13 protein-coding genes, 2 tRNA genes and 1 other RNA gene are annotated in these 15,730 nt (G+C 31.8%); 12 read left to right on the top strand and 4 right to left on the bottom strand.

The features are described 5' to 3' along the window. Positions 1-46 precede the first annotated feature (46 nt). The gene (locus N5B56_RS00415) at positions 47-400 is read right to left on the bottom strand and encodes a hypothetical protein (RefSeq protein ID WP_022087844.1); all 354 of its coding nucleotides are present in this window, start codon (positions 398-400) and stop codon (positions 47-49) included. A gap of 258 nt (positions 401-658) precedes the next feature. Here N5B56_RS00415 and N5B56_RS00410 point away from each other — a divergent pair, with 258 nt between their 5' ends. From N5B56_RS00410 to N5B56_RS00400, 3 genes are read left to right on the top strand one after another with little or no spacing between them, the layout of a single operon-like run. Next, the gene (locus N5B56_RS00410) at positions 659-1,315 is read left to right on the top strand and encodes an HAD-IA family hydrolase (protein ID WP_022087843.1); all 657 of its coding nucleotides are present in this window, start codon (positions 659-661) and stop codon (positions 1,313-1,315) included. 15 nt (positions 1,316-1,330) lie between these two features. Continuing rightward, entirely contained in the window at positions 1,331-2,224 is an 894-nt protein-coding gene (locus N5B56_RS00405) for a CPBP family intramembrane glutamic endopeptidase (RefSeq protein WP_022087842.1), read from the top strand. Continuing rightward, a complete protein-coding gene (locus tag N5B56_RS00400; RefSeq protein ID WP_022087841.1) occupies positions 2,224-3,237 on the top strand; it encodes a glycosyltransferase family 2 protein in 1,014 nt (337 codons plus the stop codon). The genes N5B56_RS00405 and N5B56_RS00400 overlap by 1 nt, the downstream gene beginning before the upstream one ends. A 110-nt stretch (positions 3,238-3,347) precedes the next feature. Here the strand turns inward: N5B56_RS00400 and N5B56_RS00395 are convergent, their stop codons facing one another. Further along, on the bottom strand, positions 3,348-4,070 hold the full coding sequence (locus tag N5B56_RS00395) for a phosphatase PAP2 family protein (RefSeq protein WP_260978049.1): 723 nt from the start codon (positions 4,068-4,070) through the stop codon (positions 3,348-3,350). A gap of 260 nt (positions 4,071-4,330) precedes the next feature. Here N5B56_RS00395 and N5B56_RS00390 point away from each other — a divergent pair, with 260 nt between their 5' ends. The 8 genes from N5B56_RS00390 to rnpB all read left to right on the top strand — a co-directional run bounded on the left by N5B56_RS00390 (position 4,331) and on the right by rnpB (position 13,216). Next, positions 4,331-6,472: a Tex family protein gene (locus N5B56_RS00390; RefSeq protein ID WP_260978048.1), complete on the top strand. Its 2,142-nt coding sequence runs from the start codon at positions 4,331-4,333 to the stop codon at positions 6,470-6,472. A 398-nt stretch (positions 6,473-6,870) separates the two neighbouring features. After that, positions 6,871-6,955 (top strand) — tRNA-Leu (locus N5B56_RS00385). 256 nt (positions 6,956-7,211) lie between these two features. Then, complete coding sequence (locus N5B56_RS00380) at positions 7,212-8,225, top strand: glycoside hydrolase family protein (protein WP_260978047.1); 1,014 nt, start codon at positions 7,212-7,214, stop codon at positions 8,223-8,225. Positions 8,226-8,403: 178 nt separating this feature from the next. Beyond that, positions 8,404-8,487 (top strand) — tRNA-Leu (locus N5B56_RS00375). A 246-nt stretch (positions 8,488-8,733) separates the two neighbouring features. Then, on the top strand, positions 8,734-10,494 hold the full coding sequence (dnaG, locus tag N5B56_RS00370; protein WP_260978046.1) for a DNA primase: 1,761 nt from the start codon (positions 8,734-8,736) through the stop codon (positions 10,492-10,494). A 16-nt stretch (positions 10,495-10,510) separates the two neighbouring features. After that, positions 10,511-11,197 carry a tRNA (adenine(22)-N(1))-methyltransferase gene (locus N5B56_RS00365; RefSeq protein ID WP_260978045.1) on the top strand — a complete coding sequence of 229 codons (687 nt, stop codon included), beginning with the start codon at positions 10,511-10,513 and terminating at the stop codon, positions 11,195-11,197. Further along, positions 11,190-12,845, top strand: coding sequence for a nucleoside kinase (locus tag N5B56_RS00360; RefSeq protein WP_022088123.1), 1,656 nt, complete (start codon positions 11,190-11,192; stop codon positions 12,843-12,845). Before N5B56_RS00365 ends, N5B56_RS00360 begins: the two co-directional genes overlap by 8 nt. A 22-nt stretch (positions 12,846-12,867) precedes the next feature. Next, positions 12,868-13,216, top strand: an RNA gene (gene rnpB / locus N5B56_RS00355) — RNase P RNA component class A. A gap of 45 nt (positions 13,217-13,261) precedes the next feature. On the opposite strand, the gene N5B56_RS00350 is transcribed toward rnpB, so the two are convergent. Both N5B56_RS00350 and pyrB read right to left on the bottom strand, forming a co-directional pair. Further along, a complete protein-coding gene (locus N5B56_RS00350; RefSeq protein WP_022088122.1) occupies positions 13,262-13,702 on the bottom strand; it encodes an aspartate carbamoyltransferase regulatory subunit in 441 nt (146 codons plus the stop codon). After that, entirely contained in the window at positions 13,699-14,613 is a 915-nt protein-coding gene (gene pyrB / locus N5B56_RS00345) for an aspartate carbamoyltransferase (RefSeq protein ID WP_117909218.1), read from the bottom strand. Before pyrB ends, N5B56_RS00350 begins: the two co-directional genes overlap by 4 nt. A gap of 279 nt (positions 14,614-14,892) precedes the next feature. On the opposite strand from pyrB, the gene N5B56_RS00340 reads away from it, so the two are divergent. Then, positions 14,893-15,723 carry a purine-nucleoside phosphorylase gene (locus N5B56_RS00340; protein WP_117909220.1) on the top strand — a complete coding sequence of 277 codons (831 nt, stop codon included), beginning with the start codon at positions 14,893-14,895 and terminating at the stop codon, positions 15,721-15,723. Positions 15,724-15,730 lie beyond the last annotated feature (7 nt).

Here is a 15,730-nt window from a genome sequence, read left to right as displayed (position 1 = left end):
GTTAAATTCTACCGGATTTTTTAGAGAATAATTTAATAAATTATAATTATTCAGCTGTAGTTTCTTCTACAGTAGTAGATTCATCTTCTGAAGCTGTTGTTGTAGCTTCCTGTGTAGATGTTTCTTCATCTGAAATGTCTTTTACATTGCTGTCGCCTGCTTCAATCAACTGCTTACGCAAATCAGAAGCTGAAACTTCACTGGCATATGTAGTAGTTGTTTCAGGTGGAGTGTACATACCTGTAGAAACAGCGATTGAATATCCTAAATATACTAAAATGGCAATTCCGATTAATGCGATTGCCACATACCCCAAGATTGTTTTTATCTGAGCTTTTTTAGGTGCTGCCTTACGGTTGTATTTCTCTTTCTTGCGATTGTCTACCTTCTGCTGACTCATTAATATGTACCTCACAAATTTAATTTTATCTTAATTATTATAAAACAAAAACATATGTAAAACAAGAGCGATTTATGGTATAATCCACAAAGAGGAATGGCAAATATTCTTTTTATTGCTGATAGAATGTGTTTATAGAAGTAATTAATGAATATAAATATAGAAGTGTAGAAAGAATATATTTGAATTAAGAAATATATAGTAAGTTGTATGTGTGCAATAAATAATAGATAAAAAACACAGAAAGGTCATACACATATGAGTAAATATAATATAATGATATTCGACTTAGATGGTACATTAAGTAATTCAAAAGAAGGAATTACTAAATCAGTGCAGTATGCTTTAAAGAGTGTAGGAATAGAAGAGGAAAATTTAGATTCGCTAGAACATTTCATTGGGCCTCCGCTTATTGATGAGTTTGTGAGAAGTTACGGAATGACGGTTGAAGAGGCAGCTCATTTAAAAGAGGTATATAGAGAAAGATATCTTCCGATAGGAATATATGAAACAACTATTTATCCTGGTACAAAAGAAATGTTAAGTTCTTTAAAAAAAGCAGGAAAGAAGTTGGCTATTGCAACTTCTAAACCTCTCGAAATGGCAATAGAAGTACTTAAATATTTAGAAATATATGAGTATTTTGATTACGTGATGGGTGCAGAAACCAAGGGAAACAGACAAAGTAAAGAAGCGGTTCTTAATGTCTTAATTGAAGAATCCGGTTTACACATAAATAATGATAATGCTGTAATGATTGGTGATACATGCTTTGATGTTGATGGAGCAAAGAAAGTCGGCTTGGATACAATAGGTGTATCATATGGTTTTGGCAATAGTAAAGAAATGCTTGAACATGGAGCGATAGCGATTGTTGATTCTGCTAAAGAATTAGAGGAATATTTATTAAGTTGATGAATTGAGGATGGCATGAAAGAAAAAGTAACAGCAAGGAATTTATGGAGAGGAATTTATCCTATACTGTTTTTTCAGGGAACAGCAATAGTAATTCAGAATATTTTAATGATAACGCTAAGTGTAATGAGTGCAAATTCTAAATACACAGGAATATCGCAATATAGTGATAGAGTAAATAAGATTAATTTACATGCGATGGAAATTACACTTTTAACGGATATTATATGTATTATTATAATGGCTTATTTTATGTATAGCGATATAGTAAAAGATAAATTAAAAGGAATTTATGTAAAATATGACAAAGTTAAATGGACTAAGTATTTACTTGTAATTCCGTTTGCATATTTTTTTATGATGTTTGCAAATGCTTTAGTAAGTATCTTAACGCTATATATGCCTGAAAATATGGTTGGAACATATGATAATACTAAAGAAATATTAAATAACAGTAGTTATTTTATGCTTATTATTACAACAGCAATTATTGCTCCAATATCAGAAGAATTTATGCATAGAGGAGTTGTATATAACAGATTTAAAAGAATATGTCCGCCTGTTTTAGCAGCAATTATTTCATCAATAATTTTTGGAATAATTCATATGAATTTTGTGCAAGGTCCGTATGCGTTTTTAGTTGGCCTTGCGGCGGTTTATGTTTATGAAAGATATAAAAGTATTATAGCTCCAATAATTTTACATGTTACAGCTAATTCTGTAAGTACAATTGTATCAATAATTGCAAATGAAACAGGTTTGGATACGAGTGCCGCGTCACAATATAATACAGTACAGCTTACTGCATCATATTTGCAAATGGCAATAGTATTTGGAATTTTAGCTTTAATTATAGGAATAATTATATACAAAACAGTTATACCAAATGAGATAAAGGAGATTAAGTAATGAAATTATTATCAGTAGCTGTTCCATGTTATAATTCAGCAGAATACATGGAAAAAACAATCAGAAGCATTTTAACAGGGGGAGACAGAGTAGAGTTAATAATAGTTGACGATGGCTCAAAGGATAATACCTTAGAAATAGCAAACAAATATCAAAGAAAATTTCCTGATATTGTAAAAGTTGTTCATCAGGAAAATGGTGGACATGGAGAAGCTGTAAATACAGGAATTAAAAATGCAACAGGATTATATTTTAAAGTAGTTGACAGTGATGACTGTCTTGGAAAGAATGCTTTAAAGCAGGTTCTTGATCTACTCGAAAAAATGGTTGAAGAAGATGCAGGGTTAGATATGCTTATCACAGACTTTTTATATGATAAAGTAGGTCAGAAACATAAAAAGGTAATGAGATATAAGAGGTCTATGCCTGTAGGTAAAATGTTTACATGGGATGATGTTAAATTTGGTAAAAGCCAGTATTTGCTTATGCACTCAGTAATATATAGAACAAAAGTACTTAGAGAAAGTGGTATGGTACTTCCAAAGCACACATTTTATGTTGATAATATTTATGTGTTCCAGCCATTGCCATATGTAAAGAATATATATTATCTTGATGTAGTATTGTACAAATATTTTATAGGAAGAGATGATCAGTCAGTTCAGCAGGATATTATGATTAAGAGAATTGACCAGCAGTATAGAGTTACAAAGATAATGCTTGATGTATATAATGACTCATTAGTAAATAATAAGAACTTAGACAATGTAATGGTTCATTATTTTGATATGATGATGTGTATTTCTTCAATATTATCAATTCTTGAAGGAAGCGATGAAAGATTAAAGGATAAACAGAAATTATGGGATGATCTAAAAGAAAGCAATCCCGTATTATATAAAAAGGTAAGATATTCAGCACTTGGAAGAACAATGAATTTAAAAGGTAAAGCCGGAAGAAAAGTTTCAAAGGCAGGATATAAGATTGCTCAGAAACTTTATGGCTTTAATTAAATGTAATAGTGTTAGTGGTTTATACTAATAAACGCACAAGCTATTTGAAATTATTAGAATTTTAATGGCATAGAATAAAAAATGATACGAATTCCAATTAGGTTTTCGTATCATTTTTTATTGTATTTATTTAAGAAGTATAATACTTCGTGTTTGTGTGGGTCTTTTACGTAAGGAGCATTAAATTTAACATTTTTGAACCATACTTTAAATACAACAAGGTATAAAGTGAGTGAAAGTAATATACCACATACTAAATCGATAAATGAATGTTGTTTTAAAAATACAGTAGAAAGACATATAAGTACTGCCAAGACGGATGTAAACCATTTAATACGTTTTCTTGATTTTAATTCTTTCATGTGAGGACTTTTTATCAGACAAATCTGGGCTGATAAAGTTGCAAAAACATGAATGCTTGGACATACATTTGTAGGTGTATCGTTATTGTATATAAAGTTAACTAAATTAACAAATATGTTATCTCTGATTCCGGGGTCAATACGTAAATCGTGACCATTAGGAAAAATAGTGTATATAAGCAGACATATTGTCATGCCGGTAAATTCATAAGCACAAAGTCTATAAAATTCGTTTGTTGAGTGATAAAACAAAAAAACGAAAATTGCCGGTAAATATAGAAACCATAACAGATATGGAATAATAAATAATTCGTTAAATGGAATAATATCATCCATAAAACAATGCATTATATGATAATTATCAGTTACGTTATTTTCTAATATGATAAACCATGGCATATATATGAAAAAATATAATAGAGGCCATAAATGTTTGTACTTATGAAAAAAGCTTCTGATTCTCTTTTCCATAAGAACTCCTTATGTTGTGTTTTAGTGAAATGAATTCACATTAATGAGAAGTATAACATCAAAAAATGTAAAAGTATACCTAATTAATATAATTTTAAGAATAAGTTTTAAATTTAGAAATAATTATTAATAACTGAAGTATGATTTAATGGAAAACGAGAAATAGTTAAAGTAGATATATGAATAAAAAAGTTACAAATACATCTTAAATAGTGCTATTATAATAGGGTCCTTATTAAAATGAGATGAAAGGAAAAGATATGAATATTAATTTGACAATAGCACAGGAATTAAATGTTAAAGAATGGCAGGTAGAGGCTGCTGTAAAACTTATTGATGAAGGAAATACAATCCCTTTTATTGCGAGATACAGAAAACCTGTAACAGGAGAACTTAATGACGAACAGTTAAGAACTTTAGATGAAAGATTAAAATATTTAAGGAACTTAGAAGAAAAGAAAGAAACAGTATTAGCTTCAATTGAAGAACAAGGAAAATTAACAGATGAATTAAAGAAAAAAATCATGGATGCACAAACTATTGTTGCAGTAGATGATTTATATCGTCCATACAGACCAAAAAGAAGAACAAGAGCAACAGATGCTAAAGAAAAAGGCTTAGAACCTTTAGCAAATATAATTATGCTTCAAATTACTAAAAATCAGATAACAAAAGAAGCAGAAGTTTTTGTTAATCCTGAAAAAGGAGTTGAAAACGTTGAACAGGCTATTCAGGGTGCAAAAGATATAATTGCTGAAATGATTTCTGATAATGCTGAATATAGAAATGCAATACGAAAGTTAGTCCTAAAACAGGGAATGATTGCTTCAGAGGCAAAAAATAAAGAAGAAAAGACGGTTTATGATAATTACTATGAATATAGTGAATCAGTAGCAAAGATTCCCGGACATAGAATTTTGGCGATTAATCGTGGTGAAAAAGAAAAAATATTAAATGTTACAGTTGAAATGCCGGAAGAAGCAATAATAAATGCATTAGTAAAAACAACTATAATTAGAGATAACCAAAATACTTCTGATATAATTAAAGATGCTGTACAGGACAGTTTTAAACGACTTATTCAGCCTGCAATCGAAAGAGAAATCAGAAATTTACTTACTGAAAAAGCAGAGGATGGGGCAATTAAAGTATTTGGACAGAATTTAAAACAATTATTAATGCAGCCACCAATTATTGGAAAAACTGTTTTGGGCTGGGATCCGGCGTTTAGAACAGGCTGCAAAATAGCAATTGTTGACCCTACCGGAAAAGTATTATATACGACAGTAATTTTCCCAACAGCACCGCAAAATAAAATCGAAGAATCAAAGAAAATAATTCTTGGACTGATAGATAAATACAATGTAGATTTGATTTCGCTTGGTAACGGAACAGCGTCAAGAGAATCAGAAGCTGTGATTGTAGATATTATAAAAGAAGCTAAAAGAAAAGTTCAGTATATTATTGTTAATGAAGCAGGAGCTTCAGTATATTCAGCAAGCAAACTTGCAACTGAGGAATTCCCTAATTTTGATGTTGGACAAAGAAGTGCTACATCTATGGCGAGAAGATTACAGGATCCATTGGCTGAATTAGTTAAAATTGAACCTAAGGCTATTGGTGTAGGTCAATATCAGCATGATATGAATCAGAAAAAATTAGAAACAACACTTTCAGGTGTAGTTGAAGATTGTGTAAATAGTGTGGGAGTAGACTTAAATACTGCATCTGCTCCATTGCTACAGTATGTTTCAGGAATTAACAAAACACTTGCGAAAAATATTGTCGAGTATAGAGAAGAAAATGGCATTTTTAACAGTAGAAAAGATTTACTTAAGGTTGCCAAACTTGGACCAAAAGCATTTGAGCAATGTGCAGGATTTTTGCGTATAAGAGATGGAAAAGAGCCTTTAGATAATACAAGTGTTCATCCTGAAAGCTATAAAGCAGCAAAGGCTTTGCTTAAATTATTTGATTATTCTGAAAAAGATATAGCTTTAGGAATTAAAGATTTGCAGAAAAAGATTACAGATAATAAGAAAATTGCAGATGAAATAGGAACAGATGAAATTACATTGATGGATATAGTTAAGGAAATAGAAAAGCCGGGAAGAGATCCTAGAGATGAAATGCCAAAGCCTGTATTAAAGAGTGACGTTTTAGACTTTGATGACTTAAAAGAAGGAATGATTCTTAAGGGAACAGTTAGAAATGTAATTGACTTTGGTGCATTTGTAGATATAGGGGTTCATCAGGATGGACTTGTACATATATCTGAACTTAGTGATAAATATATAAAACACCCACTTGAAGTAGTGAGTGTTGGTGACATAGTTGATGTTAAGGTGTTAAGTGTTGACAAGAGCAAAAAGCGTATTCAACTTACAATGAAGAATATATAATAAAAAATGATTTTGGATGCAAAAGCCTAAGATTTACTTTGATGCTCATATTGGGGCGGACACCAAGAACTTTTGCCCGTTTATGAGCAAATTTATGTGGGCTTAGATCTTTTAAACCTGATATCATTAAACATCTTTAAACCAATCGACTGCGAAGTTTTTGAAATGATTTGCCTGCGGACTTAATTTTTTATTTTTGTCCCAGGCAATTTAAAAGTTGCCCGTACTTATGATACAGTTCTTGCTCCTGCAGGAGAAGCTTTTTATGAAATATATAATGCGGGATATGATTTATCTTTTAATGATTAGTAGCTTTTATTTAAATTATTAAAAAAATGTTGACAGACGTGACGTATTGTGATAATATTTTTCTTGCGTCAAGCGAAAGCAAGATGTAAGCGGAAGTGTCGGAACTGGCAGACGAGCAAGACTAAGGATCTTGTGGCTATTGCAGTCGTGTGGGTTCAAGTCCCATCTTCCGCATTTTTTATACCTTAAAATAAGGTATATATTTGGGGTGGTACATATTTATTAGATAAAATATTAAATAAAGTTTGAAAAACTATAAAACTAAATTTGTATATTTATTTTAAATGATAAACACCCTAAGAGGTGTTTTTTTGTTATGCACAATGAGCCAAATACTTTCAGTTTTTTGCTTGCAAAAAAAACTGAAAGTATTTGGCGAATGTATAATCACTGAGAAGGAGCGAAGCGGATTCGAGAATTGGAGGATTTTATGAAGATGAGTAAAAAGATAATTTATGTAACGTTAATTGTAATGATGAGCTTTTTTACAATATTTGCACAAAATAATGTAATGGCCGCAAAAAAAGAAAATAAAGTATATACAATATCAAAGAAAAGCAAATTGATTGACGTAGGTTCACACTTATATTCTACATATGGTTCTGATTATGTGAATAAATATACAAGAGATTGGTATTTGTTCCGCTCATATCTTGAAAAACTTGAGGTGTCAGGAGGAGGAAAATTAATTGTAAAAAAAGGAACATATAATATTACAAATACACTTTGTATTCCGTCAAATGTCAAAATTATATTTGAAGATGGTGTTGTAATTAATAAAACAACAGATACACATACTAAGAAATTCCATGCAGGAGTAACCTTATTTGAATTTGTGCCTGCCGCAAAATATGATAAGAAAAATTGGAGCAAAGAATATAATGGAGTACATGACTCAAGTATGATTGGAAAAGGTAAAGTTACTATTAATACTAATAGCGTATATCAGTCTGTTGCAGTAACAATGTGTCATAATCAGAATATTACTATAAAAGGAATTACATTTGAAAATCTGAACGAATGTCATTTTATTGAATTAGATGCAAGTAAGAATGTGAAAATACTTAATTGCACATTTAGAAATGCAGAAGGATATAATAAAAACAGAGAGGCAATTAATATAGACACACCTGACGATTCTACGGATGGCTTTTCGAAAATATGGGCTAAAAACGATCAAACCCCTAATGTTAAAGTTTTAATTAAAAAATGTAAATTTAATAATGTAATAGTAGCAATTGGAACTCATAGATATAGCGATAATGGTGGAATTGTTTATCATAAAAACATCACCATAGAAGACTGTAATATTAAAAAAGCAAAAAGTTATGGAATAAATTGTTTAGCATGGGCAAATTGTAATATAAGAAATAATAAAATAAACAGTTATGATGAGAGCATAAGGCAAAGAGAAACAAAGAATATAAAAATAAAGAATAATTAAAAGGTTATTGAGTAGATTCAGAGTATAAATATATGTATTTAGCATTAGGGAAAGTTCAAATGAATTATGATAAATAATCCATCTCTCTTATTTGCAAAAATGCTTGCTATTTCCGGCATAATATGATAGTAATATATAGGATGAAAATTAAGAAAGTTAAGCAAATAAGAGGCTTTTTGCAGTCGTGGCGGAATTGGTATACGCGCATGATTCAGGTTCATGTTTTCGCAAGAAAGTGTGGGTTCAAGTCCCATCGACTGCATTTGTTTTGATTAAAATTATAACGATTAAAAATACCATTTCAATTTTTGAAATGGTATTTTTAATCGTTATAATGAAAAAAGTTGTAAAAAAATATCTGATACATAGCTGATTTTGTTGTATAATATCAGTTAGTAATTATAGAAATTAACAAAATAAACGAAGTTCGTTTCTAATGAATGCTTTTAACTAATGACCGCCAACCAAATGGAGAGGCAATGCTTATTAATATGAGTGGAGGAACAATATGTTTTATCCTGATGAAATAATAGAAGAAGTAAGAAATCAAAATGACATAGTAGATGTAATAAGTGAATATGTTAAATTACAGAAGAAAGGTGCTAATTATTTTGGACTTTGTCCATTTCATAATGAAAAATCACCGTCTTTTTCTGTTTCTCCGGGAAAACAAATGTATTATTGTTTCGGATGTGGTGAAGGAGGAAATGTTATTTCATTTGTAATGAAATATGAAAACTACTCTTTCATAGAAGCAGTTCAGATGTTAGCTTCCAGAGCAGGAATAGAATTGCCACAGGTTACCAGGTCAAAGGAAGAAAAGGAGAATGCAGATAAAAGATCTCAAATATTAACAATAAACACTTTGGCAGCGAAATTTTATTATTATATGCTTAAATCCGAAAAAGGTGCTTTGGCATATCATTATTTGCGTGGAAGAGAATTGTCAGATAACACAATTACAGGTTTTGGACTTGGATATTCTGATAAATACAGTGATTCATTATATAAATATATGAAAAGCAAAGGATATAAGGATGACATTTTAAAGGAAACAGGATTATTTACATTTGAAGAAAAGGGCGTTCATGATAAATTCTGGAACAGGGTAATGTTTCCTATTATGGATGTAAATAATAAAGTTATTGCCTTTGGTGGAAGAGTTATGGGTGATGGTAAGCCTAAATACTTAAATTCTCCTGAAACAAAGGTTTTTGATAAAAGCCGTAATTTATATGGACTTAATATTGCAAGAACAAGCAGAAAGGATTATTTACTTATCTGTGAGGGATATATGGATGTTATATCTCTTCATCAGGCAGGATTTAATAATGCGGTAGCTGCACTTGGAACATCATTTACTTCAGGTCATGCGTCGCTTATTAAGAGATATGCAAAAGAGGTTGTCCTTACATTTGACAGCGATGGAGCGGGAATAAAAGCGGCTTTAAGAGCCATACCTATTTTAAGAGAAGCCGGACTTTCAATCAAAGTATTAAGCATGAAGCCTTATAAAGACCCTGATGAGTTTATTAAAGCATTAGGACCTGAAGCGTATGAAGAAAGAATAGAGAAGGCTACTAATTATTTTATATTCCAGGTTGGAACACTTATGAACGAATATAATTTATATGATCCATCTGAAAAGACAGAATTTCATAATAAAGTAGCAGATATGCTTTTGGAATTTGAAGATGAGATAGAAAGAAATAACTATCTTGAATCAGTATGCAGAACTTTTAATATTCCGTTAGATGGATTAAGACAGCTTGTCAAGAAGAAAGGTCTTAATTACATTGGAAAGAAACAAAGAGAAGAAAAAGAAACAATTAAGTCAGGAAATAAAGAAAAGGAAGAGGCAGTAGTGCTTGCACAGCAGATTTTGTTAACCTGGCTTATTGAAGAAAAAAATATTTTTGAATGTGTTGCAAAGTATGTTTCGCCTTCAGATTTTTCTGATGATTTTTATAAAAGAGTGGCAGGCATTTTTTGGGCACAGATGGAAGAAAATGAAGCAAATCCTGCAAAAATAATTGACAATTTCCAAGATGAGGATGAGCATAAGAAAGTGGCAGCATTGTTTAATTCGCCACTTATAAATCAAAATCTGACTATGCAGGAAAAGGAAAAAGCAGTTAATGATGCAGTGATTCTTATAAAAAAGAAAAGCCTTGATGACAGGGCAAAAAATGCAACAGATATTTCTGAGATGCAGAATATAATTCAGGCTAAAGCACAGCTTGGAAAAATACACATTACATTAAATTAAATCAGGAGTTGTACAAATGACATTATCAAAAAGACTACAGGCAGTTGCAGACATGGTTACACCGGGATATGTGGTGGCAGACATAGGAACAGATCATGGATATATTCCAATTTATTTAACTAAGAACAAAATCGCACCGAAAGCATATGCAATGGATATTAATAAGGGCCCAATTGATAGGGCGACAGAAAATATCCATATGGAAGAATTGCAGGATAAGATTAAAGCAATTCAGTCAAATGGAATGGAAAAACTTGAGCCGGGCATGGTTCAGTCAGTTGTTATCGCAGGAATGGGTGGAGAACTTATGATTGACATTATAAAAAATTCTCCGGTTATCGGAACGCTTAAAGAGATGATTTTATCACCTCATTCTGATAAGGATTTTGTTAGAAAGAACATGATGGAGAATAATTGGAAAATTATTGATGAAACAATGGTTAAAGATAATGGCAAATATTATACAATTATGAAGGTGGTTCCGGGAAGAGAACAGAACAAATATTCACCGGAAGAATTAATTTATGGAAGATGTTTGATTGAAAAACAAAGTGATGTATTTAAGGAGTTCCTTGATAAAGAATATGAAAAATACACACAGATTTTAGATGTTTTGGATTGTAATGACAGCGTAATAGGACGAAACATTGAAATTCGCCGGTTACGCAAGTTAAACAGAAAGGCAAGGGGTTTGAATGGTTAAAGTCAAAGTAGGTTCTATGGAAAAAGAATATACAAGTAAGACAACATTGTATGAAATTGCTAAAGATTTTAAAAATCAGTATTCAAATGATATTGTTTTAGCAGAATGCGATGGAGTTTTGTGTGAATTATCAAAGAAAGTTGATGAGGACTGTGAAGTTAAGTTTATTACAACGGATACTAAGATTGGTAATGACTGTTACAGACGTTCTATGACATTTTTAATGATGAAAGCATTTTACAAAGTGTGTGACGGTGAGAACATAGACAAAATATCAGTACAGTATTCTGTAAGTAAAGGATATTTTTGTCGAATTTATGGAAAAGTTACAGTTACGCAGAAATTGCTTGATAGTGTTGAAGCTGAAATGAGAGGCTTAGTTGAAAAAGATGTTCTTATAACAAAGGAATCCTTGTCGACAGATGAAGCAATTAAGCTTTTCGGAGAACTTGGAATGTATGACAAGGAAAATTTATTTAAGTACAGAAGATCATCCCGTGTAAATGTATATCATATGGGTGGATTCGATGATTACTATTATGGATATATGACATATTCAACAGGAGTACTTAAATATTTTAAATTAATACAATATGACAATGGTTTTGTGCTTCAGATGCCTACAAAAGAAGAGCCTGATAAGGTGCCTGAATTTAAACCACAGGAAAAGGTATTTGAAGTATTAAAGGAAGCTACACAGTGGGGAGAGATGATGGGGGTTCCTACAATTGGAGCCGTAAATGACAAAATAACAAATGGAACAATCGGAAATATTATGCTTGTTCAGGAAGCTTTGCAGGAAAAGAAAATTGCTGACATTGCGACAGAAATAGCGAATAGACAGGGTGTTAAATTTGTTATGATAGCAGGTCCTTCATCCTCAGGCAAGACTTCATTTTCACATAGATTATCAATTCAGCTTATGGCACAGGGATTAAAGCCGCATCCAATTCCGGTTGATAACTTCTTTAAAAATAGAGAAGATACTCCGGTAGATGAAGATGGAAAGTTGGATTATGAAGTGATTGAAGCTTTAGATGTAAAGTTGTTTAACGAGATTATGGAGCGACTATTAAAAGGTGAAAAGGTTGAAATGCCTGAATTTAATTTCGTTACAGGAAAAAGAGAGTATCACAAAGATTATTTGAAACTTAATGATGACGATATTCTTGTTATAGAAGGAATTCATTGCCTTAATGATAAGATGTCATATTCATTGCCAAATGAATCTAAATTTAAAATTTATGTAAGTGCACTTACACCACTTAATGTAGATGAACATAATAGAATTCCTACAACGGATTTACGTCTTATAAGAAGAATTGTAAGGGATGCAAGAACAAGAGGCACATCTGCTGCAGCAACTATAGAAATGTGGCACCGCGTAAGAAGAGGAGAGGAAAACAATATTTTCCCATATCAGGAATGTGCAGATGCGATATTTAATTCAGCGTTAGTTTATGAACTTGCGGTACTTAAGCAGTATGCTGAACCGGCATTGTTTAGTGTGCCAAAAGATGCAGAAGAATATTTAGAAGCAAAAAGACTTCTTAAGTTTTTAGATTATGTTGTTGGAACTTCAAATGAGAATGTTCCAAACAATTCTTTGCTTAGGGAATTTACAGGTGGAAGTTGCTTTAAAGTATGATTTATGATATTGTAGTTATTTGTGAGTAGGATAAATGGTCGCGGATGCTATTGCCGAAAGGACGCAGACGAGGAAAGTCCGGGCTTCATAGGGCAGGATGCCGGCTAACGGCCGGTGGAGGTGACTCCCAGGAAAGTGCAACAGAGAGCAGACCGCCGGATATTCTCCGGTAAGGGTGAAAGGGCAGTGTAAGAGACTACCGCCTTTTTGGTAACAGAAAGGGCATTGTAAACCCCATTCGAAGCAAGACTGAACAGAAAGCATAAAGTGGCCCGCTTGCTTTCGGGTAGGTCGCTTGAACATATTGGTAACAATATGTCTAGATAGATGACCATTCATGACATAACCCGGCTTACAGTCCTACTCATTAATATAAAAAAATCAGCCAACCCGGCTGATTTTTTAATTTGCATAGATTATAATTTTTCCCAAAGAATTCCCTGTTTTTCTTCACAGTATTTACAACTGTACAATCCTTTTTCTTTATCAGTTAATATAAATATGTGTTTTAATTCCTGCTCGATAGAAGTAATGCAACGAGGGTTTTTACAGTGAAGAACATTTGTGATTGAATCAGGTAAATGTAATTCTTTTTTATCTGTTAAAACACCGTCTTTTATAATATTTACTGTTATATTGTGGTCGATAAATCCTAAAACATCAAAATCAACAATGTCTAAAGGACCTTCGACTTTAATTATATCTTTTTTACCCATAACAGCACTACGTGCATTTTTTATAATGGCAACCTGATAATCTAATTTGTCTAATCCAAGGTATTTGTAGATTGCCATTGCACGACCTGCCTGAATGTGGTCTAATACAAATCCGTTGTTAATCTGGTCTACATTTATCATATTTTCACCTCCAAAAGTGTGAGAATAAGAGCCATACGAACGTAAACTCCGTATTGAACCTGCTTAAAATATACAGCACGTGGGTCGTCATCTACCTCAACAGATATTTCATTTACACGAGGAAGTGGATGAAGTACGAGCATATCATCTTTTGCAAGTTTCATTTTTCTTTTATCTAAAATATAACTGTCTTTCATTCTAATATAGTCTTCTTCGTTAAAGAAACGTTCCTTTTGTACACGTGTCATGTATAAAATATCTAAGTCACTCATAACATCTTCAAGTTTTGTCACTTCTTTAAAAGGTGCACCGGCTTTTGTTAAGTTTTCTCTTATATATTCTGGAACTCGTAATTCCGGTGGTGAGATAAGAACAAATGATATATTTTCATATCTTAAAAGTGCATTTATAAGTGAATGAACTGTTCGTCCGAATTTTAAGTCACCACAAAGACCGATTGTGAGATTGTTTAAACGTCCTTTTAAGGATCTTATTGTCATTAAATCTGTGAGAGTCTGAGTTGGATGCTGATGTCCGCCATCACCTGCGTTGATTACGGGAATAGATGATTTAGATGCTGCAACTAAAGGAGCACCTTCTTTAGGATGACGCATTGCACAAATATCAGCGTAACATGAAATAATTCGAATAGTATCAGAAACACTTTCTCCTTTGGAGGCTGAACTTGAATCAGCTGAAGAAAATCCTAAAACACTGCCACCTAAGTTAATCATGGCAGCCTCAAAACTAAGACGTGTTCTTGTACTTGGTTCATAGAATAAAGTTGCGATTTTTTTACCTTTGCAGGCTTCTTTATATTTGTCTGGGTTCTTTTCAATGTCAGATGCAAGATCAAGTAAATCGTCAAGCTCTTCTACAGAAAAATCCAGAGGACTAATTAAATGTCGCATAATTTCCTCCTTATCCAATTTTTTTCTACACAATATGATAAGGTAATAAGACAAAATATTCAAGTAAAAAAGTGCAAAAATATACAGAAAAATAGAAAAGATTTTAAAGTTAAAAAAAAACTAGTGGAAAAGTTCGTGAAAAAACGAAAATGTGATATAATTAAATCTGATTTCCTTTAAATATAAAAATGAATTTGAGTCTTTATAATAGATGTAATTGATAAAAATAGTGATTGAGATAATTTAGTAGTTATTTAATTTAGAAGGATGGTGTATATTATGGAATTATTTTATGAAACAATAGAAAAAATGTGTACACAGGTAAAAGAAAAACTATCATTAAAAGAATTTTGCAAAAATGAAGAAATAACAGCCATAATTTTAGGCTCAGGATTAGGTGGGTTCGCTAATAATATAGAAGATGTAAAGAGTATTAAGTATAGTGAGATAGAAGGTTTCCCTATAACGACAAATACAGGACATAAGGGAAGGATGCTTTTTGGCTATATAAATAATAAGGCGGTAATAGTAATGGAGGGAAGAATTCATTATTATGAAGGATATAGCATGAAAGAAGTAGTGACTCCAATATATTTTATGAAATTAATGGGAACTAAAAAAATAATACTTACAAATGCTGCAGGCGGTATAGGAGACAACTTTGAAGTAGGAAATCTTATGATGATTACAGATCACATTACTTCATTTGTTCCGTCACCTTTAATTGGAAAAAATGATGAAAGATTTGGCCTAAGATTTCCTGATATGTCATGCGTATATAATAAAAAATTGCAACAGGTAATTAGAAGCGTAGCGGATAGAGAGAATATTGAATTAAAAGAAGGTGTTTATTTGCAGACTACCGGACCTAATTATGAAACTCCTGCAGAAATACAAATGTATAAAAAGCTTGGAGCAGATGCAGTTGGAATGAGTACAGCAGTTGAAGCAATGGTTGCAAATTATCTTCAAATAAAAGTGTGTGGTATAAGTTGCATAACAAATAAAGCAGCAGGCTTGTCAGATAAGGAATTAAATGATGAAGAGGTTAAAGAAGTAGCTTCTAAAGTGGCTAAAGATTTTGAAACACTCTTAAAGGGAATTATATAGAATAGAA

This window comes from Eubacterium album, assembly GCF_025336545.1.
In the GTDB taxonomy this organism is placed as follows: Bacteria; Bacillota; Clostridia; order Lachnospirales; family Lachnospiraceae; genus Eubacterium_U; species Eubacterium_U album.
The sequence above is the reverse complement of the archived record's forward strand: the minus strand, read 5'-3'. Positions and strand labels throughout refer to the sequence as shown.